Here is a 23,260-nt window from a genome sequence, read left to right on the forward strand (position 1 = left end):
CGGCCCGGGTCGCAGCGCGACCCGGGCCGGTATCTCCGTCCCGGACGTGCGCTTCGAAGCGCTGATCTTCGACTGGGACGGAACGGCCGTGCCCGATCGTTCCGCCGATGCGGGGCCGGTTCGCGAGCGGATCGAGGCCCTCTGCGCCGCCGGCATGGATGTGTATGTGGTAAGCGGAACGCACGTCGATAACGTCGACGGCCAGCTCGGCGGCCGCCCCAACGGTCCCGGCAGGCTGTTCCTCTGCCTCAACCGAGGCTCGGAGGTGTTCGCCGTCGGGCCTGACGGTCCGCACGTCGTGTATCGACGCACGGCCACGCGCGAGGAGGACGAAGCGCTCGATCGTGCGGCCGCATCGACGGTCGCGCGGCTCGCGCGGTCGGGCCTCCGCGCTGAGGTGGTTTCTCAGCGATTGAACCGGCGCAAGATCGATCTCATCCCGGACCCCGCCTGGAGCGACCCGCCGAAGGCGATCATCGACCGGCTCCTCGAAGCGGTGACGGATCGGCTGCGTGCGCACGGTTTCGGCGATGTGGAGGAGATCGTGGAGATCGCCCGTGAAGCGGCGCACGCCTCGGGAGTGTCGGATCCGCGGATCACCAGCGACGTCAAACACGTCGAGATAGGCCTGACGGACAAGTCCGACTCGCTCCGGTGGGCGCTCGATGATCTGTACCACCTCGGCGTCGGACCAGGGTTGGTGCTGATCGCGGGCGACGAGTTCGGACCCATCGGAGGCGTACCCGGCAGCGATTCGATGATGCTCGTCGCCGGGAGCGAACGCGCGACCGCGATCTCGGTCGGCATCGAGCCCGACGGGGTCCCCGGCCGCGTCCTTCATCTCGGCGGCGGGCCGGCGACCTTCCTCGATGTGGTCGACGACCAGATCGACCGGAGGCGTGCGCGCCGCGTCCCGGCCGTGGATCCCGACCCCGCGTGGTGCGTGGTGGTCGACGGTGATCCACGCTTGGCGCGCGTTCGCGAGTCGATCCTCACCCTCTCGGAATCGCCCTTCGGGCTGCGCGGGAGCGTCGAGGAGGACGGAGCCGGTACGCACGGGTTGCTCGCTGCGTCGGATCTGTTCGATCGCAAGGACGCCGAGACCACGCTCGCCGAGGGCCCGCTTTGGACGGAGCTCTCGGTCGCGCCGAACAAAGCGGCGACGGAACATCGGACCCTCGACATGCGGAACGGCATCCTGCTCCGCGAACGGAGCAGCCGCGCCGGCCGGTTCCGCACGATGCGGTTCCTCTCTTCGGCTCGAGCCGGCCTCATGGCGATGCGTGCCGAAGGCCCCCCGCGGATTCTGACCGCCGGCGCCGATTTGACTCCGCCCGAGAAGGCGAGCGGCTACACCACGCGCACCAAAGACGGTACCGCCCGTGCAGAGGTTCGCACCGCGCTGGGCGGCCGGATGCTGGCAGCGGTCCGCACGGAGGAAGGGTTCAGAGACGGGCTTCGGATGATCGAGCGCGTCGCGGCCTACGGTTCCTACCCGTCAGGGCCTCCCGACGCCGACAGGCTCGATTCCGCGATCGATTGGTTCGATTTCGATGGTTCTCTGGCCTACCAGCGGGCAACCTGGGCTGCGCGCTGGCGCGACGCCGGGGTGAGCATCGAGGGTGATCCCGCCGCGGAGCTGGCCGCGAGGTTCGCGATCTTCCATCTGCTCGGCGTCGCTGCCGGGTTCGGTGAGTCGGCCGTCGGCGCACGCGGCGTGAGCGGTTGCGCGTACGGCGGTCATGTTTTCTGGGACGCGGATGTGTTCGTGCTGCCGGCGTTGGCCGCGATCAAGCCCTCCGGCGCTCGATCCATGCTCGAGTATCGACTTCGCAGGATCGAAGCGGCGCGCCGGGCGGCCCTGCGCGAAGGGCGGGCCGGCGCACGGTTCCCGTGGGAGTCGGCCGATTCGGGAGACGACGTGACCCCGAGGCTGGTCCACGCCGACGACGGGCGGGCGATCCCGATCCGGACCGGCCAGCACGAGTTGCACATCGTTGCCGACGTGGCATGGGCCGCGTGGCACTACGCGACCTGGACGGGGGACACGGCGTTCCTCGACGGTTCGGGTCGGGACCTCGTTACCGACACCGCCCGTTACTGGGCGTCCAAAGCACGCCGTGACCGCGACGGCCGCGCGCACATCTACGGCGTGACCGGACCCGACGAGTATCACGAGATCGTCGACGACAACGCATTCACGAACATCATGGCTCGCTGGAACCTCCGGCGAGCCGCCGAGCTTGTTCGAGCCGACGGCCGCGGAGGGACGCCCGAGGAAGCCGAGCAGTGGTCGGCGCTCGCCGACGCGCTCGTCGACGGATACGACTCGTCGACCGGGATCTACGAGCAGTTCGCCGGCTTCCATGGGTTGGAGCCGTTGGTGATCTCCGAGATATCGCGCGTTCCCGTCGCAGCCGACGTATTGCTCGGCAGCAAGCGCGTGCTCGGCGCGCAGGTCATCAAGCAGCCCGACGTCCTCATGCTCCATCACATGATCCCGGACGACGTTGTCGCCGGATCGCTCGCGCCGAACCTGGCCCACTACGGCCCCCGCACCGCACACGGAAGCTCGTTGTCGCCGGCGATCCAAGCGGCGCTGCTCGCTCGGTCCGGGCGACCCGACGAAGCGCTCGTCCCCTTCCGGCTCGCGTGCCGGATGGATCTGGACGACCTGACCGGGACGACCGCCTCGGGCCTCCACATCGCGACGATGGGAGGCGTATGGCAGGCGCTGGCGTTCGGCTTCCTGGGGCTCGCGGCCGAAGGAGAGGCGCTTCGGGTCGCCCCCGTGTTGCCGGCGACGTGGGATGCGCTCGAAATGACATTCCGGTTCCGGGGCAGACGGCTACGCGTCCGCGCCGAGAACGGCTCGGTCACGATCGATCCCGACGCTCCGCTCGTCGTGCGACCGGGGGCTCGTCCGTTGACGAAGGTTCCGGTGGGAGGAGCCACGTTCGTTCTCGATGGCGACGAGGACGCCTGGGAGGGGGAGACGCCATGAGGATCCTTGCCGCGATCGACAACAGTCTGGCCGCCCGACCGGTCCTCGAGACCGCGATCGAGCTGGGCCGATCGCTCGACGCTTCGGTCGAAGCCGTCCACGCCAAGGAGAACGGAGCCGAAACGGCACGGTCGCTCGCCGAGCGGTACGGCGTCGCGTTGCGGCTCGTCTCCGTCGCGCCGGTGCAGGCGCTCATCGACGCCCTCGATGCCGAGGACGTGATGCTCGTTGTGATCGGCGCGCGGGGGCTGCCCGGCGGTCCGAGGCCGGCAGGTCACATCGCACTGGCGATCGTCGAGCGAGCCACGAAACCGGTCGTCGTGGTACCGCCCGAAGCGTCGGGACCTCGTCCCGACGGGATCCGCCGGGTCCTCGTGCCGGTGAACGGTCATCCGACGTCGGCGGACGCCACCGCGCGTGCGTTGCGCTTGCTCGGACGTGCCGGTGTCACGGTCGAAACGGTTCACGTCTTCGAGCGCGAGACCACCCCGTTCTTCCTCGACCGTCCGGAACGCGACCTCGAGTTGTGGAGCGAGGAACTGCTCGCTCGCTTGTTCGCCAGACCCGGGACCACGCTCACGCTGCGAACCGGCGAGCCGGGTCGCGTCGTCGTCGAGGAGGCCGAAGGCCGGCGGGTCGACATGATCGCGCTCGGCTGGTCGCAGAGCTTCTCAGAGGGGCACGCCCGCCACGTGCGGGAGATCCTGAGCCGGAGCACCGTTCCCGTATTGCTCCTGCCCGTGAGTGTCGCTGCCGATCCGGAGCGGGTCGACGCGACGGCGTTCCAGTAGGGGGTGAGACGATGGGATCGGCGGACCGGGTGCGGCCGCAAGACGCCGCCTTCTTCTATCTCGAGGGCCCGGCGACCCCGTATCACATCGCCTCGTTGATGATCGTTGAGGGGCCGCCGCTCGATCACGAGGAGCTCCTGGATGCGATCGGCGAGCGAGTAGCGTTCGCTCCGCGGCTCCTGCAGCGACTCAGGTCGGTACCCCTCGCGCGGCCGCGTTGGGTCGACGATGCGAGCTTCGACCTGCGATACCACGTCCGCAGGACAAGCCTGCCGGGCCCCGGAACCGAACGGCAGCTCCTCGAGGTGGCGGCACGCCTGCACGCCCAGCACCTCAGCCGTTCCCGTCCGCTGTGGGAGTGCTGGTGCATCGAGGGACTCGCCGGCGGCCGGTTCGCGCTGTTGATGAAGATCCACCACAGCCTCGTCGACGGTGTATCGGGGACGGAGCTCATGAACCTCTTCCTCGACCCCGCGCCGGAGGCCCGAACCTATGAACCCGAACCGTGGGTTCCGCGCCGGGCGCCGGGGATCCTTCGACTCGCGGTGTCGTCGGCCGCCGACGCCGTTCTGGCCCCGCTCAGGTCCGCGCGCAGAGCGATTGCGGAGGCGCGGTCACCGACGAGGCTGCTGCGGGACGTGCGCGATGTCGTCGCCGGGTTGACGAGCATCGCGCGTGCGGCGCTCGATCCGGCTCCGGCGTCTTCCTTCAACGTTCCCATCGGCCCGAACAGGATCATCGCGGTGGCGCGCGCGCCGCTCGCCGATCTGCGGGATATCAAGTCCGCGCTCGGGGGCACCGTCAACGACGTGGTCCTTGCGGCGGCGAGCGGAGGACTGCGGGCAGTGATGAGGTCTCGCGGCATCGAACCGCGGACCGTCACGCTCCGTGCGCTGGTTCCGGTTTCGCTTCACCGGAAGGACGACGGCACGCAAGGGAACCGCGTGACGGCCATCCTCGCACCCTTGCCGGTCTCGGAGGACGACCCGGGCCGTCGCCTCGCGATCATCCGGCGTGCGACGCGGATCGCGAAGGCCTCGGGGCAGGGAGCCGGCGCCGAGTTGCTCCTCCAGGCGGGAGCGGCTCTGCCTCCGCCGATCGCGATGCTGGTGGCCGGCGCGCAGTCCGTCCAGCGGTTCTTCAACGTTTCCGTGACCAACATCGCTGGGCCCCCAACGCCGCTGTGGATCCGCGGCAGGCGCGTCGAGGAGATCATCCCGCTGCGGCCTCTGTCCGCGAACGCCGGCGTGATCGTCGCCGCGATGTCCTACGCGGGTCAGATGTGCTTCGGGATCGTCGCCGATGGCGACGCTCTGCCGGATGCGGGCCTCGTCGCCGAGGGCATCGAGAAGTCGATCGTGGAGCTTCGCCACGAGGCGGGAGGATGAGCGATGCACGGTCTCGAGATCGTGCAGGTTCGCTCCCGAATCGACCTGCGTCGCTTCGTCGAGCTGCCGTTCCGTCTCTATCGAGGCGACCCCCACTGGGTGGCGCCGATCCGAAGCGAGATCCGCGCGAAGCTGGACCATGCACGCGGTCTGTTCTTCCGGCACGGCGACGCCGCGTACTTCCTGGCCCGGCTCGAAGGCAGGGACATCGGAAGGATCTCGGCCCACGTCGACCGGAACTACAACGACTTCCACTCGACCGACGTACTGCGTGACCGCACCGGGTTCTGGGGCTTCTTCGAGTGTGAGGACGATCCGAACGCGGCCGAGGCGCTCTTCGACGCGGCCGAGGGATGGCTCTCGTGGCAGGAGTGCGATCGGATGGTCGGTCCGGCGTCGTTCACGCTCAACGACGAGGCGGGGCTGCTGGTCGAAGGGTTCGACGCGGCGCCCATGATCTTGATGACCTACAACCCGTCCGTCTACGAACGACTCGTCGAGAAGGCCGGGTTCGACAAGATCCAAGATCTGTACGCGTACCGGCTCGATACCGATGCCGAACCGCCGGCCGACATCGTCGCGTTCGCGCGTGAGGCGGAGCAGACCTATACGTTCCGGACGCTCGATCCGACACGATTCGGCGACGAGATGCGCCGCTTCCTCGAGGTCTACAACGAAGCCTGGGAGCGGAACTGGGGCTTCGTCCCCATGACCGAGGACGAGATCCGTGAGCACGCGAAACGGCTCCGCCCGATCATCGATCCCCGCTTGGTGTTCATCGCGGAGCGAGACGGAGAGCCTGCGGCGGTAGGTCTGACGATCCCCGACGTGAACGAAGAGCTCATCCAGGCGCGCGGACGGCTCGGACCGCTCGCCGTCGTGCGATTGTTGCGGCGCGCTCGGCGGCGCTCGTGGACGGCCTGCCGTGTTGTGGCGCTCGGCGTGAAGCGGGCTCATCGTGCTGTCGGAGTCGGCGCATACCTCTACCTGGCAACGCTCGAGGCCGCGCGCCGTTCGGGCTATCGCTGGGGCGAGATGAGCTGGATCCTCGAGTCCAACGACGCGATGAACCGTGCGATCCGGCACATGGGGGGCCGGCGATACAAGACCTACCGGATGTACGGACGAGCGGTCCGCTCCTAACGAGCCGCGAGGGCCTCACGGACGGCCCGGGACAGCTGTGTTCCCAGGACCGGAGCGTCGAGCGCCGTCGTCTGTGCGATCAGGTCGGCGTTCCGTATCCGATCCTCGTCGCTCACTTCGATCACGATCGGTCTGGCCGGACGCATCGCGCCGAGCGCCCGCACGACCGTACGGGACGGCGTGTGCGACAGGTTCAGCAACGAGACGATGAGATCCGCGCCTCGCGCCGCCGGGCAGTCGTGCCCTTCGAGCACGGGGCAGGAGATGCGCCCCGACTCGGGCCCCGCGCATATCGCAACCTCGTACCCTTCGCGCTCGAGGATCTGCTCGCACGCCCATCCATCCGCGCCGTCCCGGGCCTCCACGAGGACACGCGTCTTTCCTCGGGTGGGGCCCCACGAAGGAACGGCAAGTCGTTCTCGGTCCCTGCGCCACATGAGACTCACCTCCTACGGTCCGTTCGATCATCCTCTGCGTCGTACCGTCCGGTTAGGGCCGATTGGTCCGGCCATCGCGGGACGTTCGGTGGTGCGCGCGCAACGGGAGACGCAAGAAGCCGTGCCGTTGGACCCGCGTTCCTCGGGGCGAGCGGCTCTTGGACCTTCGAGGGATCGGCGCAAATCTGAACGAGAGCGATGCGTACATGCGGGAGGAAGCTATGAAAGCCGAAGTTGGAGATCGCTTGGTCGTGAAAGGGCACTACGTGCACGAGCCTCTTCGTGATGGAGAGATCCTCGAGGTGGGTCCCGACGGGAGGCCGCCCTACCTGGTTCGATGGGAGGACGGCCACGTGAGCTTGGTGTTTCCCGGCCCGGACGCCTACGTCGATCATCTCGCGCACGCGACCGGGCGATGACGGGCGGCGGGAGGGGCGAGATGGAACGCTCGAGGGTGGTGCTCCTGGTAAACGCAGATGACGTCGCGGTCGATCAGCTCCACGGCTGGTTGGCCGACGACGGCAACACCGTCATTCGCTGCAGCGGACCACAAGCGCCCACGTACACATGCCGCGGCTGGGATGAGCAGGGCTGTCTTCTCGTCGACGCGTGCGATGTCGTGGTGCTCGATCTGCGGCTCGACGCCGACCCGATGATGGAGGGGCCGGCGTCCTGGCAGCTTCTCTTCCTGTATCGATCCCAAGGGAAACCCGTAGTCGCTCTCGGCGATCCGGACGATGCGGTGGAGATCATCAGGGATCCGCAGGTCGTCGTTCTGCCGCGCCATCCAGATCGACGGGCGCTTGTCTCCGTCGTGCGTTCGTTGATCGGGATGGGCGATGGTCATGACCTTCCCGCGCACGCTTCGGGGGTGTCGACCCGGTCCAGCGCCGTGCGGGCCGCGCAGCCCCGCCGGCGGCCGACGAAGCCCTCGGCCGTTGCCGACGTCGCCGACATCTGGCTTTGAGAAACCACGGGTTGGAGCCCGAGGCGTGAGCCGTAGGGCTCCTCCTTCCCGGGTCGACCGGCCCTCCCGTCGCGAGGGATCTCGATCCAATCTGTACGCAGAACCTCGTCAAGGACATGAGATGCGATTCCGGGATCGGGCGGAGGGCGGCCGCAGACTCGCGGTGCGCCTGAGACGGTTGCGTTCCGAGAACGTCGTCGTTCTCGGCATCCCACGCGGCGGGATCCCGGTCGCTTACGAGATCGCGCGAGCGCTCGATGCTCCGCTCGATGTGGTCATCGTCCGCAAGCTTGTCGCTCCGGGGCACCCCAACCTGGCGATGGGTGCGATCGCCGAGGACGGCCGGTCCTCGATCAGCCTTCGGCTCGGGGAGACGATGGGCTTGCGGGCCCGGGAGCTCGCGGGCATAACCGCACCCGCGAACGCCGAGCTGGCTCGTCGGATCGACGTCTACCGCCGCGGACGGCCGGCGCTGCCGCTCAACGGGCGCACCGCGATCATCGTGGACGATGGGCTCGCGACCGGCGCTTCGGCGCGCGCAGCCGTGGAAGCGGTCAGGCGCCGTGGAGCGTCGCGGATCGTCGTGGCGGCTCCCGTCTCATCGCGCGACGTCGTCGACCAGCTCCGTGAGGTTTGCGACGAGGTCGTATGCATCGAGACGCCGCCGTTCTTCTTCGCGGCCGAGGACTGGTACCGGAACGGGGCCGAGCCGTCGGACGAGATCGTGACGCACATCCTCGACCGCGCAGCTTCTGGACGTCGTGAGTACGGGCGGCTCCCGGTCGGTGCGGGCGCCCCAGATGAAAGGGGGAGGTGAAACACATGCGCAAGGGATGGTGGATCGCAGTTGCGGCCGCCGTGGCGGCGGTCGTCGTGATCGTCTCCAAGCGGCAGCAGAGCTTCGACGCGCCGGCCGCATACGAGAGGGACGTGGCCGTGCCGAAGGCGGCGTGACGGCCGGCCGGTGAAGCCCGAAAGACCGGTCGGACGTCCACCGAATGGCCCTACCCGCTCGGGACGACCCGGAGAAGACTGGGGGTGAGCGGGAGTCATCCGGGCCACTTGGGAGGTGGTTTTGGTGGATACGTTCGAAGAAGTCCTGCAGTGGTTCGCCAACAACGTGTTCAACGAGGTGGCGATCCTGATCGGCTTGATCGTTCTCGCGGGCTTGTGGCTGCAGAGGAAGAAGTTCGATGAGATCCTCGCAGGCACCCTCCGCGCGACGGTCGGCATCTACGTGCTGTTCGCGGGGATCGCCGTCTTCATCGGAGGCCTGGTCGCGTTCCAGACCCTCGTGGCGGAAGCCTTCGGGAAGGCGGCCCCGACATCGGTCGTGTCGCTCGACGATTTCATGGCAGATAAGGGCGCCACGATCGCGATGGTCATGACGGTCGCATTCCTGATGCACATCTTCGTCGTCAGGATCTTGCGGCTGAAGTTCGTGTACCTGACCGGTCATCTCATGTTCTGGATGAGCGTCGTCATCACCGCTTCGCTGACGGCGGCGTACGGATCGATGGGCCAGTGGACGATGACGCTCATCGGTGCCGCCATCCTGGCGGCCTACTGGACGGTCCAGCCGATCTACATCGCAAGCAAGATGAAGAGAGTGATCGGCTCGGACGACTGGGGATACGGCCACACCAGCTCCTCGGCCTGCTACTTGGGCGCCGCGGTCGGAAAGCACCTCGGCGACCCCGAGAAGCACGACACCGAGAAGCTGCACCTGCCGCGGTCGCTGTCGTTCTTCAAGGACGTGAACGTCAGCACCGCCATCGTCATCACCGTGATCATGCTGGTCGCGATGGCGTTCGTTCCCAACTCCACGCGGAACGAGCTTGCGGCAGGGTACAGCGCCACCATCAACCCGTGGATATGGGCCGTCGTGTCGGCGCTACGCTTCGCGGCCGGCATCGCGATCCTGCTCTTCGGCGTGCGGATGTTCCTCGCCGAGATCGTTCCGGCGTTCAAGGGCATCAGCGACCGGGTCATCCCGGGAGCTCGCCCCGCGCTGGACGCCCCGACGGTCTTCCCGTACGCGCCGACCGCGGTGATGGTCGGGTTCCTGTCCTCGTTGGCCGTCTTCCTCGTTGCGATGGCTCTGTTCCCCGCTCTGGGATGGTTCGGCGGCTTCGTGCTCGTGCCGCCGATGATCATGCTGTTCTTCCCCGGCGGAGCCGCAGGTGTCTTCGGCAACAAGTACGGGGGCTGGCGTGGTGCGGTGGCCGGTGGCGCGATCAACGGGCTGTTCCTGGCCTTCGGCCAGGCGATCACCTGGCACCTGCTCGAGAGGACCGGTCCGCAGATGGCGACCCTTGCCGACCCGGACTGGTACATCGTGAGTTGGGGGATCCTGTTCACCAAGAATCCCCTCGCGTTCGGGAACGGCTACGAGGCGTTCGTGACGATCTTCGGTTGGCTGCTCGTCACAGCGATCCTCTACGGCGCCTACCGGCTCGCGACCGGGATCCGTCGTCCGACCCGTCGTGAGGTGCAGCCTCCGACGCAGGTTCCACACGCTGCATGAGCAAGGGATGGTGTTCGTGATGGCACGGAAGGGCGTGGAGGACGAGCTGGTTGTCCTCACCGTGTGCGGGGTCGGGATGGGGACCTCTCTCATCCTCCGCATGACGGCAGAGGAAGTCTTCAAACAGCTCGGACTCCACGCCCGCGTCACGGCGACCGACGTCTCCTCGGCCCACGGGATGCCGGCGGACATCCTCATCGCGCAGGAGATGCACACCCCCGAGTTCGTGGGCCGCTTCCCGATCGTCATCCCCGTGACCAACTTCCTCGACAAGGACGAGATGAAGCGCAAGCTCGTCGAGTCGATGGAGGCGGCCGGATGGATGGCCGCGTAGCGCTCGACCTCGCCGTCGCGGCGCGTGTCCGAGTCGACGTTTCCGGCTGGCGAGACGGGATCCGGGCCGCGTGCCACCCCCTCGTCGATGCGGGCGCCTTCGAACAGCGGTACGAGGATCGTTGCGTCGCCATCGTCGAGGAGCAAGGCCCGTACATCGTGCTCGCGCCGGGCATCGCGCTCGCGCATGCCCGGCCCGAGGACGGAGTCCGGAGGCTGGGCCTCGGGGTGGCCGTGCTCCAGAACCCGGTCGCGTTCGGACACGCGGTCAACGATCCCGTGGATCTGGTGCTGGCGTTCGGTTCCCCCGACAGGGGATCGCATGTGGGTTTGCTGTCGGCTCTCGCCGGCGCGCTGCTCGCCGGACTTGCCGGCCGGTTGCGCGAAGCGCCGTCGGATGCGGCGGCTCGTGAGCTTCTCGAAGGAGTGATCGGTGATGACGTCTGAACGGAACGGCGGAGCGGCAGGATTCGGCCGCACGATGCGAGACCACCTCGAGTTGGTTGAGGCGGTCAATGGGGCAGCCCTGGATCAGGTGGCCGACGAGATGTTCCGGACGGTGATGGGCGGCGGGCTGATCTTCGTGGGCGGAACCGGCCATTCGATGGCGCTCATGCTCGAAGGCTTCTACCGGGCCGGCGGGCTGGCTTGCGTGCAGCCCCTCTACCACCCATCGCTGCTGCCGCTCCACGGCGGGACGGACAGCACGCTGTACGAACACACGTCGGGGATCGCCCGGCTGCTGGTTCAACGGTATGCCCCCACGCCGTCGGATCTTGCGTTCGTCGTTTCCAACTCCGGGGTGAACGTGGTTCCCGTCGAGCTGGCCGAGGAGTTGCGTTCGCGCGGCACGCCGGTGGTTGCCATCGTCTCGCTCACGCACCTCCGGACGGCGACGGCGCGTGCCGGACGCAAGCTCGACGAGGTCGCCGACTTCGTGCTCGACACGCGCGTTCCATACGGCGACTCGGCTTACCGGGTGGACGACGGGACGCCGACGGCCGGCATCTCTTCGCTGACGAACGTCTACCTGTGGAACCTGCTGCTCGCGCGCATCGCCGATCGCGCGGCCGACAAGGGGATCCGGTTGCCCCTCTGGACGAGCTCCAACGTCGAGGGCGGCGCCGAACGCAACGCGGTACTCATGAGCGACTACCGGAAGCGGGTGCCGCTGCTGTGACCGCCACCGGCCGGGCGACGAGTGGCATGGCCGCTGATATGGCGGAGCAGCCGGCCGTGCTGAGCCTTCTGCTCGCACGGAGGGACGAGCTCATCCGAGCGTTCCGGGCGCTCGCGCCCGAACCGTTCCGCGGAGTTGTGCTGGTGGCCCGCGGCTCCTCCGAGAACGCGGCTCTGTTCGGCCGCATCCTGCTCGAGGCGGTCACCCGCAGGCCGGCGTCGCTCGCACCCCCAAGTCTGGCACGCCTGTACCACACGCGAACCGCCGTCGAGGGATACCTCGCGATCGGCCTCAGCCAATCTGGACGGACCCACGACGTTGTCTCCACGCTCGCCGCATTGAAGCGGGGCGGCGCGACGACGCTCGCCCTGACCGCCGATCTTCTGGCGCCGATCGTGGACGTCGCCGATCACGCCGTTGATCTGCGAACGGGACCCGAGACGACGGTGCCGGCGACCAAGACCTTCACCGCCGAGCTCGCCGTCCTTGCGATGCTCGCCGAAGCCCTGGGGGATGTCCCTGCGCCGACCCTTCAGTGGGTCCGGATGGTCGAGGCCGTGGCGGAGGAGCTGAACGACGGAAACCCCGTTCTTCGGGCGGTCGAGCGGCTGGCCGGCGTCACCCATCTCTCCGTGATCGGCTCCGGCATGATGCTGGGCATCGCGAAGGAGGCGGCGCTGAAGATCACCGAGGCCTCGTTGATCGCGGCTTCGGGATGGTCGGCTTCGTCGTTCCGTCATGGCCCGATGGCGCTCGCGGGTACCGATCATCCCTTGATCGCGATCGTGGGTCCGGGTCATGCGGGAGATGAGACACGTCGCACCGTGAGCGCCCTCGCGGATGTCCCCGCGATCATCATCGCCGGCACGGGTCAACGCGACATCTCGCTGCCCAGCGGTTTGCCGGAACCGCTGACCGCCATCCCGGCCGCCGTACGCGCCCAGCAACTGGCGCTTGCGCTGGCACTGCGCCGAGGGGTGGATCCCGACCGCCCGCCGAGGCTGAAGAAGGTGACCGTTTGATGACCACGACGATGATCGAACGGGAGATCGAAGTCGCGAGCGAGCTGGGGCTTCACGCGCGCCCTGCGGCAGCCTTCGCCCAGGCGGCCGCCCGATTCGTGTCGTCGGTGACGGTCGTCAAGGGCGATCGAGAGGCAGACGGCAAGTCGGTGCTCATGGTGCTCACCCTGGACGTGCGTTGCGGCGACCGCATCCGCATCCGTGTGAGCGGTCCGGACGCGCAGCGGGCCCTCGACGAATTGACCGGGATGGTGGGGACGCCGTGAAGCGGCTGAGCGGGGTCGCGGCATCGCCGGGAACTGGGGTCGCTCTCGCCTACGTTTACACGCCGGACCTTTTCGAGATCCGTTCCGAGGGGGTCGCCGACCCCGATAAAGCCGTCGCCGAGCTCGCCGACGCGCTCGCCGCCCTCGCCGCCGACCTCGACGAAGCGGCCGCCTCGACGTCGGGCGCAGCCGCAGAGATCCTTCGCGCGCAAGCGGCGATCGCGCGGGATCCGGCTCTGCGGGCCGCCGCCGCTCCGGCGGTGCGCTCGGGGGAGCAGCCGGCTCGAGCGGTCCTCGCGGCGGGGGAGCGATTCGCCACGGAGCTGGAGCGGACCGGCAACGACTACCTGACGGCGCGCGCCCCGGACGTTCGTCACATCTGCGACCTCGCGGCGCGCGGGCTTGCGGGCGCTCCACCGCGCCTCCCGCCCCGGCCGATAGAGCCGTGCGTGCTCGTGGCGGAGGATCTGATGCCGGCCGATACGGCAGGGCTGGACGCGTCGCTCGTGCTGGGCATCGCGACCGAGAGCGGCAGCCGGACGAGTCACACGTCCGTCGTAGCACGAGGGCTTGGGATCCCCGCGGTGGTGGGCATTCGCGGACTACTGGACGTCGTGCGCAACGGCGGCGCCATCGGGATCGACGGCGGCGCGGGGTTCATCGTCATCGACCCCGATGCCGCGACGCAACGGCAACTCTCTTCCGCCGGTACGGAGCTCCGCGCCCGTCGCGAGCGGATGCGTACGGCCGCCGGAACGGGTCCGGCCGCGACGGCGGACGGCCAACGGATCGAGGTTGCCGCGAACGTGCGAAGCGTGAAGGAGTTGCGGTCGGCGCTCGCCGAAGGGGCGGAGGCCGTCGGGCTGCTACGCACCGAGCTCTTCTACATCGATCGGGACCGGCCGCCTTCCCTCGATGAGCAGATCGCGTTGCTGCGGGAGATGCACGGGATGCTCGGCGGTCGCAGGCTGATCGTGCGGACCTTCGACATCGGGGCCGACAAGCAAGTGCCGTTCTTGCCGGCGCGCCCCGAACGCAATCCCGAACTTGGGGTCCGGGGGATCCGGCTGGCGGAGCTGCACCCGGAGCTGCTGGACACGCAGTTGCGCGCGGTAGCCGCTACGGCGGCTCTGGGGCCGACCGCGGTGATGGCGCCGATGGTGACCACTGCCGATGAGGCGCGCTGGTTCAGAAGCCGCGTCGTCGCCTCGGGTATGCCCGACGTCGTTGAGGTCGGCGTTATGGTCGAGGTACCCGCGCTTGCGCTGACGGCGGAGGAGCTCGCCGGCTGCGTCGACTTCGTCTCGATCGGAACGAACGACCTCACCCAGTACCTGATGGCCGCCGACCGTCGTGAAGCCGATCTCGGCGGATTCCAGGATCCGTTCGTCCCGGCGTTGCTCCGCGCCGTGGCGATGGTCTGCCGCGCGGGCGCGCGCCGGTTCTGGATCGGGGTGTGCGGTGAGGCAGCCGCCGACCCGGCATGGGCGTTGCTCGCGGTGGGTCTCGGCGTCACCGAACTGTCGATGCAGGCGGACACGATACCGGCGGTACGCGCCGCCCTGCGCGGCGTGACGCTGGATGCTTGCCGCGACGCAGCCATGCTCGCCTTGAAAGCCACGGACCCTGATCAAGCGCGAGGGATCGCTCGCGCCCTGCTCAAGGAGTCGCCATGAAGACCATGAGGCTGGGAGTGAGCTCCGCACTCGTCGACGGTGTGCTCATCGAAGGGGACGTGGAGACGGCCCGAGGAGAGATCGTCGCCGTGGGAGTCGCGCCGCCGGCAGGCGAACATATCGCGATCCCGGGGTACATCGACCTCCAGGTCAATGGGTTCGCAGGTGTGGACTTCCTGAGCTGCGACGTCGACGGCTACCGGGTTGCCGGTGAGGCGTTGGTCGCCCGGGGAGTGACGTCCTATCAGCCGACGCTCGTAAGTTCCCCGCCGGAGGTCACGACGGCCGCGCTCGAGGTAGCGGCCAAGGCTCAGATCGAGTCGGTGCCGAGGATCCTCGGCGTCCATCTCGAGGGGCCGTTCATCGCGCCGGCTTGGAAAGGGGCGCACGACGAGCGATACATCGTGGGGCCCGATCTCGAGCTGGCATCGAAGCTCTGCAACGCGGGGCCGGTCACGTACATGACGATCGCGCCCGAGCCGCCGGGCGGCTTCGAGCTGCTCGACTGGCTGCTCGGCCGGGGCATCATCGTCTCGCTCGGTCACAGCGACGCCGATGCTCCGACCGCGCACGCGGCGTACAACCGCGGCGCGCGGGCCGTGACCCATCTGCACAACGCACAGAGACGGTTCGCCGCGCGCGACCCGGGCATCTCCGCGGTCGCGCTGACGCGAGGTGATGTGGTCGTTCAAGTGATCGCCGATCTGATCCACCTGGCTCCGGAAACGCTGCTCATCGCCTGGCGGTGTGCGCGTGATCGGCTGGTGCTGGTGACCGATGCGATCGCCGCCGCGACCGTCGGACCAGGCGAATACCGGCTCGGAGACCGCCTCGTCTACGTCTCCGACGACGCTGCACGCCTGGCCGACGGGACGCTGGCCGGCAGCCTGCTCACCATGGACCGGGCCGTGCGCAACCTGGCGGGGCTCGGGGTGCCGTGGCCGGAAGCGGTGCACGCGGCCACCACTACACCTGCGCGCTTGATCGGCAGGGACGAGCTCGGGACGCTGCGTCCGGGCTCCCCGGCCGACGTGGCCGTTCTCGCAGACGACCTCAGCCCGGTGAGGACGATCGTCTCGGGCCGTGAGGTGTGGGCCGCTCCGTCGGTTTGACCGTCGTCGCCGGCCGAGTACGGATGTCTACGGTCCTTTGACCTTCGCGGCGATCAGCTTGGCGATCGCCCGCTGGCCGCTCGGCGTGAGGTGGAGCATGTCGTACGCGCACCCCGGATGTGCCGCGATCACCGGTGCCCAGTCGGCGATCCTGATGGTCGGCCATCTGGCGGCCGCGGCGCGGATCTCGGCGTTGATCGCGACCCGCGACGGCCACTTCTCGGCGACGGTCACCCAGACGACTCGCTTCACTCCCTTGAGCACTCCGAGACGCATCGACCCGCCGATGATCGGGCGCGACCTGCAATTGAGGGAGGAACTCGCTCGGCCGGACGATCGGACCGCCGACGAGCTGCGGGAAGAACGTCTGCCAAACCGCCACGTCGAGGAGCCGTCCGGCGCCTATCGTCCCCTGAGAAACCTCGACGAGATAAGCGATCGATCTGAACGTGAGGAAGGAGAGGCCGATCGGGAGCGCGATCTCGAGCACCGGGGGATCGACGTGCATGCCAAGCCTCGTGATGAGGCCGGTCAGCGACTCCGAGAAGAATCCCGCGTACTTGAACCATCCGAGCGCCACGAGGTTCGCCGCGCGGCTTCACCCCATGCTCGTCCGTCGACGGCTCGCAAGGGTAGGGCCGGTTCGCCCTGGTGAGAGGGGCCAGACGCCTCGGAGAGTGTCGGCTTCCGCGGCGCTTATCCCTCGGCCGGAACGACCGCGCCGGCGAGTCTGCTCGCCAGGTAGGCGACGCACCCGTCGAGGGTGGCGACCTTCGGATAATCCCGCTCTGGGATGTCGACGCCGGTCGCCTCCGACAGGCCCGAGACGACGTTCAAGAAGTCCATCGAATCGAGGTCCAGCTGTTCCTGGAACCGAGCCGTGGCGTTCAGCGTTCCGAGGGATGCTTCGGGTGCGATCTCTCCCAGCACGCGCAGGACGAGGGTTCGGATGTTGTCGGTGTCGCTCATGCTCCCCCCTACGGCCGGCGAAGTGCGTAGGGAAGGACTCCCCACGCCGGGCTCGTTTCCGGTTTGATGTGCGTATCGTCGGTCCTGAATCCCAACTGGTTATCCACATCGACGACGCCGTCGACCCCCAGCACCATCGCGGTGATGATCTCGATGAGGCTCTTCCGCTCCACCCACCCGGACAGCCGAACGACTCCTTGTTCCACGCCGACGTGGATGTCGCCGTCGGCCGGCGTCAGCCACATCGCGTGATGGAGAACGCCTTCCTCAACGTCATGTTGGATCTCTCCGTCGGGGCGCAGGAAGACGCTGAGCAGATCCTTGCGGCTGACGATGCCCACCAGCACGCCTCGCTTGTCGACGACGGGCAACCGCTTGACGCCGGCGGCGTGCATCCTGCGGGCGGCCTCTCCGACCGCTGCGTCGGTGTCCACCGTGACCGCGGGTGTCGTCATGAGCTCGCGCGCGGTGGTCGCATCGGCCTTGGCGCGCTCGCGGCGGCGACGGCCGATCGCGAACCGCTTCGGTTTCGTCCCGGTCCGCTCTTCTTTCAGGAGGAGGTCGGCCTCGGAAACGATGCCCACGAGCCGGCCCAGGTCGTCCAAGACGGGCAGAGCGCCGACGTCGTTCCACTCCATCAGATACGCGACCTCCTTGAACGGCATCCACTCACGCGCCACCACGGGGTCCTTGGTCATCACGTCCTTCACTTTGCGTCTCATGACAGCCTCCTCTCGGAGCCTCAAGGCCTCGCTTCGATCATCGCTCTCCGGCCGCCGCCTGGCTCCGGCCGGGAGGCCCTGAACCTGCGGGCCTTTCGCCGTCGGTGCCGCGGGCAGGGCTCCGTCGTGGCCGCCTCAGGGCCTTTCGGCCCTTGAAGAGGGCGTCGGACTGCTCCGGTCGGACGCCGGCGCTCCTCGTAGGCTCGGGGTACAGACGTGTCGCGGTTGTTGAAGTTCCCGCAGGGGCACGCCGACCCGCTCGTCGAGGCGGCGGCCCTGACCGCCGCCGCTTCCCTGCAGGAGCAGTCGACGCACGAGCACGGTTTGACCTCGGAAGAGGCCCAGGCCCGGCTCGCGCGGTTCGGCGAGAATCGCTTGCCTCAGGCGGCGGGGCCGAGCCTCCCCAAGCAGTTCGTCGCGCAACTGACGCATTTCTTCGCTGCGATGCTTTGGGTTGCCGCCGGCCTTGCCTTCGTCGGCGGGATGCCCGAGCTCGGTTGGGCGATCATCGTGGTCGTCATCCTCAACGGCACGTTCAGCTTCGCTCAGGAGTATCGGGCGGAACGAGCGACGCGCGCTCTATCGTCCCTCCTGCCGCAGACCGCACTCGCGTTGCGGGACGGCCGCAAGGTTCGCCTCGACGCCGCTCACCTCGTCCCCGGTGACATCCTTTTCGTCGTCGAAGGTGACCGGATCTCCGCAGATGCCCGGGTTTTACGCACCGATGGGATCGCGGTAGACAACTCCACACTCACCGGCGAATCCGAGTCCGTACACCGCACCGCCGAGAGCGGACCGGGCGACGACGCGCTCGAGGCGGAGAACCTGCTCTTCGCCGGAACCTACGCCACGTCCGGATCCGCGGTCGCCGTCGTCCTCGCCACGGGAGGGCGGACGCGGCTCGGCGGCGTGGCCCGCTTGACGGGAGAGGTCGTGCGGCGGCCCACACCGCTGCGCGCCGCGCTACATGTATCGGTGCGATCGATCGCCGTCATCGCGATCGGATGCGGCGCGGTCTTCTTCGGCGCCTCGTTGTTCCTCGGGGCCTCGCCGAGGAGTGGGTTCCTCTTCGCGGTCGGAGTGATCGTTGCTCTCGTTCCCGAGGGTCTTCTCCCGACGCTCACCCTCTCGCTCGCGATCGGGGCCACGCGCATGGCCAAGCGCGGCGCGCTGGTCCGTCACCTCGAGGCGGTCGAGACGCTCGGGTCGACGACGGTCATCTGCACCGACAAGACAGGAACGCTCACGGCCAACCAGATGACGGCGCGCGGTATCGCGACCTCCGGCAACCGCTACCGCGTTTCCGGGACCGGCTACGGACCGGCCGGCACGCTTCACGTCGACGGACGGCCCGTGTCGTCCGTCGAGCTGGAGGAAGTCATCCCGCTTCTCCGAGCTGCGTCGCTCTGCGGAGATGCTCAGGTCTCCGAGGAGAACGGGCGCTGGCGCTGTACGGGCGATCCCACCGAGGGGGCGCTGTTGGTTCTGGCGCGGAAAGGCGGTATCGAGCGCGAGGCTGTGGAACGGACGGCTCCCCGGATCAGGGAGTTCCCGTTCGATTCCGCGCGCCGCCGCATGAGCACGTTGCATGTGCTGCCGAGCGGCGATCTGGAGCTCCTCGTGAAGGGAGCGCCCGAGCGGTTGCTCGGGATCTGCTCCACGGTCCGTCGAGGAGGTGCCGCGATCCCACTGAACGCCGACGAGGAGGCGCGCATCGTCTCCGAGGTCGAGGCGATGGCCGCCGACGGTCTGCGTATCCTGGCGCTCGCGCGCCGCACGCTCGACGATGCATCGGTCCGAGCGGAGGCGGCCGAGCGCGACCTCGAGCTGCTCGGACTCGTCGGTCTGGAGGACCCCGTACGGCCGGAAGTGCCCGACGCGATCGCCCGGTGCCGTGGGGCGGGTATCCGAGTGATCATGCTCACAGGCGATCACCCGTCGACGGCCGTCGCGGTCGCCGGGAAAGCCGGCCTGCGAACGGACGTACTCCTGCTCGGATCCGAGCTTCCTACGGACGACGCGGCGCTCGGCGAGTTGCTGGCCGTCCCAGAGGCCATCATCGCGCGCGTCGCTCCCGAGCAGAAGCTTCGGATCACGCAGGCTCTTCAGGCCCGTGGCGACGTGGTTGCGATGACCGGCGACGGCGTCAACGATGCACCGGCACTCCGCCGCTCCGACATCGGCGTGGCGATGGGGAAGGCCGGAACAGATGTCGCCCGCGAGGCGGCCGACATCATCCTCCTGGACGACAACTTCGCGCACATCGTCGAGGCCGTAGAGGAGGGCAGGGCTGCCTTCGACAACATCAAACGGTTCCTCACCTATCACCTCACCGATAACGTCGCGGAGCTGACGCCGTTCCTCGTCTGGGCGCTCTCCGCCGGCAAGATCCCGCTCGTCATCTCCGTCTTGCAGATCCTGGCCCTGGATATCGGCACCGATCTCCTCCCCGCGCTCGCCCTGGGGGCCGAACGAGCGGAGCCGGGAACGATGCGCCGGCCTCCGCGCGCGCGCCGCGCACGCCTGCTCGATCGGAGAGTGCTCGGCCGGGCTTTCGGTTTCCTCGGGCCTGTGGAGGCCCTCGTGTCCATGGCCATGGTGCCGCTCGGTGCCGCGCTCCTCTTCGGATGGCAGCCTGGTTTGCCGCTGCCGTCCTCCGGAAGCCGGCTGGCGACGTTGTCGACGATCGTGTTCTCGACGATCGTCGCGATGCAGATGGCCAACGCGTTGGAGTGCAGGAGCACGCCGAATTCCTTGTTCGCCATCCGGCCGTTCTCCAATCGCCTGCTCGTCGGCGCGGTGGCGACCGAGGCGCTCGCGCTGCTCGCGTTCGTGTATCTGCCCCCGCTACGACGCGTCCTGGGACACGAGGCGCTCGACTTCGCGCAGTGGATCCCGGCTCTGGCGGGGTTCGTGGTCCTCTTAGCCGCCGAGGAGGCACGCAAAGGGGTGGTCCGATCGCGCCTCAGCCGGGTCCCGGCAAGGCCCGGCTCCGGCGGGCCGTCCGACCCTCGCCCCGAGGCAGGTGAGAAGGCAGGCTTGGGATATGGCGACCGACCCCGTGATCGAGACCATCGGTCTTACGAAGTTCTACGGTAAGCGAACGGGCATCGCCGACCTCGATCTGAAGGTCGATCGCGGCGAGATCCTCGGCTTCCTCGGTCCGAACGGCGCCGGGAAAACGACCACGATCCGGACGCTGCTCGACTTGATCCGTCCGACCCGCGGCGCGGCCCGGCTGTTCGGCCGGGACGTCCGGGCGCACTCGGTCGAGATCCGCCGTCGTCTCGGCTACCTCCCCGGGGAGCTCCATCTCTACGAGGACATGACCGGGCGAGAGATCCTTGCGTTCGCGGCGAACCTCAGAGGCGGCGTCCCTTCCGGATCGATCGGCCGCTACGCCGAACGCCTCTCGTGCGAGCTCGACACGAATGTGCGAGACCTCTCACACGGTAACCGGCAGAAGATCGGACTCGTCAACGCGTTCATGCACGAGCCCGAACTCCTGATCCTGGACGAGCCCACGTTGGGCTTGGACCCGCTCGTGCAGAGCGAGTTCCATCGCATGCTGCTCGAGGCGCGAGAGCGCGGAGGGACGGTGTTCCTGTCGTCGCACGTCCTCCCGGAGGTCGAGACGAGCTGCGATCGGGTCGCGATGATCCGCGCCGGCAGGCTGCTCGCGGTGGAGCACGTCGACACGCTGAAGGATCGCGTGCCGCATCGGCTCGAGATCCGGTTCTCCGGGCCGGTTCCGGATTCCGCCTTCACATCCCTTCCGGGCGTTCGCGACGTCACGGTGGACGTCGACACGCTGCGCTGCTCCGTCGTCACGACTCCCGATGCCGTGGTCAAGGCCGCAGCCCGGTTCAGCGTCCTCGACATCGTCAGCCACGAGCCGAGCCTCGAGGAAGTCTTCCTTTCCTTCTACGGCGAGCGGAGGGAGACCAGTGCTGCGTAACGTGCTCGCGAAATCGCTTCGCGACCAGCGCCGCAAAGCCGTCTGGTGGAGCCTGGGGCTCGCGCTCTTCGCGTTGATGACCACCAGCATCTACCCCAGCTACTCCAGCACGGCGAGCGAGCTCGAACGGTTCATGGAACGGGCGCCGGCGGCGCTGCGTGCCTTCTTCGGCGGAACCGACCTGGGGACGCCGGCCGGCTATCTGCACACCGAGGTCTTCTCGTTCATGGCCCCGCTCATGCTCATCCTGTTCGCCGTCGCGCTCGGGACGCGCATGATCGCCGGCGAAGAACGTCGCGGCACGCTCGATCTGCTGCTGTCGGCGCCGCTGTCGCGCCGGCGACTGGCGGGCGAGAAGTTCCTGGCGATGATCCTGGCGACCCTCGGCATCGCTACCGTCTTCTGGGCGGTGCTCGCTGCCGGCTCAGCGATCTTCTCGATGGAGATCGGCCTCGGCGAGCTGGCGCAGACGATGCTCAGCTGCGCGTTGCTCGCGTTCGTCTTCGGTGCGCTGGCGTTCGCGCTCGGCGCCGGGACCGGCTCGACGGCGGTCGCAACCGGGGCGACGGCGGCAGTGGGCGTCGGAAGCTACCTGCTGGACGGGCTCGCACCCGTCGTTGGAGGTCTTCGCCCGTACCAGGTCCTGTCGCCGTTCCACTACTTCTTCGACGCGCAGCCGCTCCGCAACGGCGTGGATCCGGTTCACGCGGCGATCCTCGTCGCGATGACGACCGTGCTGTTCGGTGTCTCGCTCTTGCTGATCGATCGCAGGGACCTCGGCACCTGACGCCTCGGAGCGCTCGGGACCTCGGTCTCAGCGGGCGGTGATGAGGTCGCGGATCGCGCCGGCCAGCTCGTCGGAAGCTCCGGCCGGCAGGTGCGTCGCTCCGCTCAACGGGTGGACGGCGGAAGGTTCGATCGCGATGGCGGTCCTGGTCTCGAAGGCGCATCGGGTCAGGCCGATCGCGACATCGCTGGTCGTCGCATCGGGGAGATGTGGCATGACGACGACGCCGTCGACGCTCTCTACGATGGCGCACTCCTCGCCTCGCAGGAGCGGACATCCCGGCGGTCCTCCGCAGATGACCACTGCCGTGCCGTTTCGGATAAGGGCTCGAGCGAGCTTGGTACGACTCTCCGATTCCGCTCCCACGAGGGCAACCAGGCTGCGTTTCGAAGGCATGGTATCCATGTCATCTCCTCCTCAAGAAGGAGTTTGACCCGCCCGAAGCCTCGCCCCCAGGGTCGAAGGCCCGTTCGCCGGAGGGTCCATCGGCCCTACGTCCGTCGACGTCTCCCGAAGAGGCTGGTATCGACCCAATGCTTGATGGGAGGGAGAGGACGATGAAGGTCCAAGACCTGAAGCTCGAGCCCATCTTCGCCGCACATCCCGACGAGTCGATCACCGAAGTCGCGGACCGGATGCGTTTCTACGAGGTCGGCTCGCTGGCCGTGATCGAGCACGGAAGCATCGTCGGCATCATCACCGAGCGCGACATCGTCCGGGCGACGGCGGACCGGTCGGATCTTGGGCGCATCCCGATCCGGTTCTACCTCACGTCCGCTCCGACGACGGTCTCTCCCGACACCGACGTCCGGGAAGCGGCGTCGTTGATGCTGGCTCTCGGCATCCGGCACCTGCCGGTCGTCGACGGCGTCCGGCCCGTCGGGATGGTTTCGATCCGGGATCTGCTGGCCGCCGAGTTGGAGCTCACGGCCGAGGCGATCTCGCGGTAGGGATTGGGCCGGCGCGCCGCGGAGCGGC

The 23,260-nt window shown here is 68.3% G+C and carries 25 protein-coding genes; 20 read left to right on the forward strand and 5 right to left on the reverse strand.

Annotation, left to right across the window (positions count from 1 at the left end; all coding sequences use genetic code 11):
• The 4 genes from WEB06_05095 to WEB06_05110 form a co-directional block, all read left to right on the forward strand.
• On the forward strand, positions 1-3,004 hold a 3,004-nt coding region (locus WEB06_05095; GenBank protein MEX2554988.1), incomplete at its 5' end, for a glycosyl hydrolase family 65 protein.
• A complete protein-coding gene (locus tag WEB06_05100; protein MEX2554989.1) occupies positions 3,001-3,795 on the forward strand; it encodes a universal stress protein in 795 nt (264 codons plus the stop codon). The genes WEB06_05095 and WEB06_05100, both read left to right, overlap by 4 nt.
• Positions 3,796-3,806: 11 nt before the next feature.
• Positions 3,807-5,183, forward strand: coding sequence for a wax ester/triacylglycerol synthase family O-acyltransferase (locus WEB06_05105; protein ID MEX2554990.1), 1,377 nt, complete (start codon positions 3,807-3,809; stop codon positions 5,181-5,183).
• A gap of 3 nt (positions 5,184-5,186) precedes the next feature.
• Positions 5,187-6,326, forward strand: coding sequence for an N-acetyltransferase (locus WEB06_05110; protein ID MEX2554991.1), 1,140 nt, complete (start codon positions 5,187-5,189; stop codon positions 6,324-6,326).
• Here WEB06_05110 and WEB06_05115 read toward each other — a convergent pair.
• Positions 6,323-6,763 carry a hypothetical protein gene (locus WEB06_05115; GenBank protein ID MEX2554992.1) on the reverse strand — a complete coding sequence of 147 codons (441 nt, stop codon included), beginning with the start codon at positions 6,761-6,763 and terminating at the stop codon, positions 6,323-6,325. The two genes, WEB06_05110 and WEB06_05115, sit on opposite strands and share 4 nt — an antisense overlap.
• Positions 6,764-6,984: 221 nt before the next feature.
• On the opposite strand from WEB06_05115, the gene WEB06_05120 reads away from it, so the two are divergent.
• The 12 genes from WEB06_05120 (at position 6,985) to nagA (ending at position 15,846) form a co-directional block, all read left to right on the forward strand.
• Positions 6,985-7,182 (forward strand): DUF1918 domain-containing protein, encoded by a 198-nt coding sequence (locus tag WEB06_05120; GenBank protein ID MEX2554993.1) that lies wholly within the window; start codon positions 6,985-6,987, stop codon positions 7,180-7,182.
• A gap of 20 nt (positions 7,183-7,202) precedes the next feature.
• The gene (locus WEB06_05125) at positions 7,203-7,730 is read left to right on the forward strand and encodes a hypothetical protein (GenBank protein MEX2554994.1); all 528 of its coding nucleotides are present in this window, start codon (positions 7,203-7,205) and stop codon (positions 7,728-7,730) included.
• A gap of 121 nt (positions 7,731-7,851) precedes the next feature.
• Positions 7,852-8,547, forward strand: coding sequence for a phosphoribosyltransferase family protein (locus WEB06_05130; GenBank protein MEX2554995.1), 696 nt, complete (start codon positions 7,852-7,854; stop codon positions 8,545-8,547).
• 5 nt (positions 8,548-8,552) lie between these two features.
• Positions 8,553-8,684 carry a hypothetical protein gene (locus WEB06_05135; GenBank protein MEX2554996.1) on the forward strand — a complete coding sequence of 44 codons (132 nt, stop codon included), beginning with the start codon at positions 8,553-8,555 and terminating at the stop codon, positions 8,682-8,684.
• Between the two features lie 124 nt (positions 8,685-8,808).
• Positions 8,809-10,257, forward strand: coding sequence for a PTS ascorbate transporter subunit IIC (locus WEB06_05140; GenBank protein ID MEX2554997.1), 1,449 nt, complete (start codon positions 8,809-8,811; stop codon positions 10,255-10,257).
• A 19-nt stretch (positions 10,258-10,276) separates the two neighbouring features.
• The gene (locus WEB06_05145; protein ID MEX2554998.1) at positions 10,277-10,591 is read left to right on the forward strand and encodes a PTS sugar transporter subunit IIB; all 315 of its coding nucleotides are present in this window, start codon (positions 10,277-10,279) and stop codon (positions 10,589-10,591) included.
• The gene (locus WEB06_05150) at positions 10,576-11,037 is read left to right on the forward strand and encodes a PTS sugar transporter subunit IIA (protein MEX2554999.1); all 462 of its coding nucleotides are present in this window, start codon (positions 10,576-10,578) and stop codon (positions 11,035-11,037) included. Before WEB06_05145 ends, WEB06_05150 begins: the two co-directional genes overlap by 16 nt.
• Positions 11,027-11,770 carry a sugar isomerase domain-containing protein gene (locus tag WEB06_05155; GenBank protein ID MEX2555000.1) on the forward strand — a complete coding sequence of 248 codons (744 nt, stop codon included), beginning with the start codon at positions 11,027-11,029 and terminating at the stop codon, positions 11,768-11,770. Before WEB06_05150 ends, WEB06_05155 begins: the two co-directional genes overlap by 11 nt.
• Entirely contained in the window at positions 11,767-12,792 is a 1,026-nt protein-coding gene (locus WEB06_05160) for an SIS domain-containing protein (protein ID MEX2555001.1), read from the forward strand. Before WEB06_05155 ends, WEB06_05160 begins: the two co-directional genes overlap by 4 nt.
• On the forward strand, positions 12,792-13,058 hold the full coding sequence (locus WEB06_05165) for an HPr family phosphocarrier protein (protein MEX2555002.1): 267 nt from the start codon (positions 12,792-12,794) through the stop codon (positions 13,056-13,058). The genes WEB06_05160 and WEB06_05165 overlap by 1 nt, the downstream gene beginning before the upstream one ends.
• Entirely contained in the window at positions 13,055-14,734 is a 1,680-nt protein-coding gene (ptsP, locus tag WEB06_05170) for a phosphoenolpyruvate--protein phosphotransferase (protein ID MEX2555003.1), read from the forward strand. Before WEB06_05165 ends, ptsP begins: the two co-directional genes overlap by 4 nt.
• Positions 14,731-15,846, forward strand: coding sequence for an N-acetylglucosamine-6-phosphate deacetylase (gene nagA / locus WEB06_05175; GenBank protein ID MEX2555004.1), 1,116 nt, complete (start codon positions 14,731-14,733; stop codon positions 15,844-15,846). The genes ptsP and nagA overlap by 4 nt, the downstream gene beginning before the upstream one ends.
• Positions 15,847-15,873: 27 nt before the next feature.
• On the opposite strand, the gene WEB06_05180 is transcribed toward nagA, so the two are convergent.
• The 3 genes from WEB06_05180 to WEB06_05190 all read right to left on the reverse strand — a co-directional run bounded on the left by WEB06_05180 (position 15,874) and on the right by WEB06_05190 (position 17,537).
• A complete protein-coding gene (locus WEB06_05180) occupies positions 15,874-16,122 on the reverse strand; it encodes a hypothetical protein (GenBank protein MEX2555005.1) in 249 nt (82 codons plus the stop codon).
• Between the two features lie 420 nt (positions 16,123-16,542).
• The gene (locus tag WEB06_05185; GenBank protein ID MEX2555006.1) at positions 16,543-16,815 is read right to left on the reverse strand and encodes a phosphopantetheine-binding protein; all 273 of its coding nucleotides are present in this window, start codon (positions 16,813-16,815) and stop codon (positions 16,543-16,545) included.
• A gap of 8 nt (positions 16,816-16,823) precedes the next feature.
• Positions 16,824-17,537, reverse strand: a complete 714-nt coding sequence (locus WEB06_05190) for a CBS domain-containing protein (protein ID MEX2555007.1) — start codon at positions 17,535-17,537, stop codon at positions 16,824-16,826.
• 216 nt (positions 17,538-17,753) lie between these two features.
• Between WEB06_05190 and WEB06_05195 the strand changes: the two genes are divergently transcribed.
• Genes WEB06_05195 through WEB06_05205 form a run of 3 tightly spaced genes read left to right on the forward strand, consistent with a single transcriptional unit; the run spans position 17,754 to position 22,282 of the window.
• On the forward strand, positions 17,754-20,636 hold the full coding sequence (locus WEB06_05195) for a cation-transporting P-type ATPase (protein MEX2555008.1): 2,883 nt from the start codon (positions 17,754-17,756) through the stop codon (positions 20,634-20,636).
• Entirely contained in the window at positions 20,584-21,495 is a 912-nt protein-coding gene (locus tag WEB06_05200; GenBank protein ID MEX2555009.1) for an ABC transporter ATP-binding protein, read from the forward strand. The genes WEB06_05195 and WEB06_05200 overlap by 53 nt, the downstream gene beginning before the upstream one ends.
• On the forward strand, positions 21,485-22,282 hold the full coding sequence (locus WEB06_05205; protein MEX2555010.1) for an ABC transporter permease subunit: 798 nt from the start codon (positions 21,485-21,487) through the stop codon (positions 22,280-22,282). Before WEB06_05200 ends, WEB06_05205 begins: the two co-directional genes overlap by 11 nt.
• Positions 22,283-22,309: 27 nt before the next feature.
• Here WEB06_05205 and WEB06_05210 read toward each other — a convergent pair whose 3' ends face one another.
• Complete coding sequence (locus tag WEB06_05210; GenBank protein MEX2555011.1) at positions 22,310-22,687, reverse strand: hypothetical protein; 378 nt, start codon at positions 22,685-22,687, stop codon at positions 22,310-22,312.
• 152 nt (positions 22,688-22,839) lie between these two features.
• On the opposite strand from WEB06_05210, the gene WEB06_05215 reads away from it, so the two are divergent.
• Positions 22,840-23,232, forward strand: coding sequence for a CBS domain-containing protein (locus WEB06_05215; protein ID MEX2555012.1), 393 nt, complete (start codon positions 22,840-22,842; stop codon positions 23,230-23,232).
• Positions 23,233-23,260: the final 28 nt, after the last annotated feature.

It is taken from the genome of Actinomycetota bacterium (genome assembly GCA_040905475.1).
Lineage (GTDB): Bacteria > Actinomycetota > AC-67 > AC-67 > AC-67 > DATFGK01.

Bases quoted from the DNA above. Each gene is read 5' to 3' on its own strand.
- nagA (MEX2555004.1), top strand. From the start codon at position 14,731: ATGAAGACCATGAGGCTGGGAGTGAGCTCCGCACTCGTCGACGGTGTG.
- WEB06_05155 (MEX2555000.1), top strand. From the start codon at position 11,027: ATGACGTCTGAACGGAACGGCGGAGCGGCAGGATTCGGCCGCACGATG.
- WEB06_05215 (MEX2555012.1), top strand. From the start codon at position 22,840: ATGAAGGTCCAAGACCTGAAGCTCGAGCCCATCTTCGCCGCACATCCC.
- WEB06_05130 (MEX2554995.1), top strand. From the start codon at position 7,852: ATGCGATTCCGGGATCGGGCGGAGGGCGGCCGCAGACTCGCGGTGCGC.
- WEB06_05115 (MEX2554992.1), bottom strand. From the start codon at position 6,763: ATGTGGCGCAGGGACCGAGAACGACTTGCCGTTCCTTCGTGGGGCCCC.
- WEB06_05180 (MEX2555005.1), bottom strand. From the start codon at position 16,122: ATGCGTCTCGGAGTGCTCAAGGGAGTGAAGCGAGTCGTCTGGGTGACC.
- WEB06_05125 (MEX2554994.1), top strand. From the start codon at position 7,203: ATGGAACGCTCGAGGGTGGTGCTCCTGGTAAACGCAGATGACGTCGCG.
- WEB06_05190 (MEX2555007.1), bottom strand. From the start codon at position 17,537: ATGAGACGCAAAGTGAAGGACGTGATGACCAAGGACCCCGTGGTGGCG.
- WEB06_05150 (MEX2554999.1), top strand. From the start codon at position 10,576: ATGGATGGCCGCGTAGCGCTCGACCTCGCCGTCGCGGCGCGTGTCCGA.
- WEB06_05165 (MEX2555002.1), top strand. From the start codon at position 12,792: ATGACCACGACGATGATCGAACGGGAGATCGAAGTCGCGAGCGAGCTG.
- WEB06_05120 (MEX2554993.1), top strand. From the start codon at position 6,985: ATGAAAGCCGAAGTTGGAGATCGCTTGGTCGTGAAAGGGCACTACGTG.
- WEB06_05145 (MEX2554998.1), top strand. From the start codon at position 10,277: ATGGCACGGAAGGGCGTGGAGGACGAGCTGGTTGTCCTCACCGTGTGC.
- WEB06_05210 (MEX2555011.1), bottom strand. From the start codon at position 22,687: ATGGATACCATGCCTTCGAAACGCAGCCTGGTTGCCCTCGTGGGAGCG.
- WEB06_05105 (MEX2554990.1), top strand. From the start codon at position 3,807: ATGGGATCGGCGGACCGGGTGCGGCCGCAAGACGCCGCCTTCTTCTAT.
- WEB06_05135 (MEX2554996.1), top strand. From the start codon at position 8,553: ATGCGCAAGGGATGGTGGATCGCAGTTGCGGCCGCCGTGGCGGCGGTC.
- WEB06_05110 (MEX2554991.1), top strand. From the start codon at position 5,187: ATGCACGGTCTCGAGATCGTGCAGGTTCGCTCCCGAATCGACCTGCGT.
- WEB06_05185 (MEX2555006.1), bottom strand. From the start codon at position 16,815: ATGAGCGACACCGACAACATCCGAACCCTCGTCCTGCGCGTGCTGGGA.
- WEB06_05200 (MEX2555009.1), top strand. From the start codon at position 20,584: ATGGCGACCGACCCCGTGATCGAGACCATCGGTCTTACGAAGTTCTAC.
- WEB06_05100 (MEX2554989.1), top strand. From the start codon at position 3,001: ATGAGGATCCTTGCCGCGATCGACAACAGTCTGGCCGCCCGACCGGTC.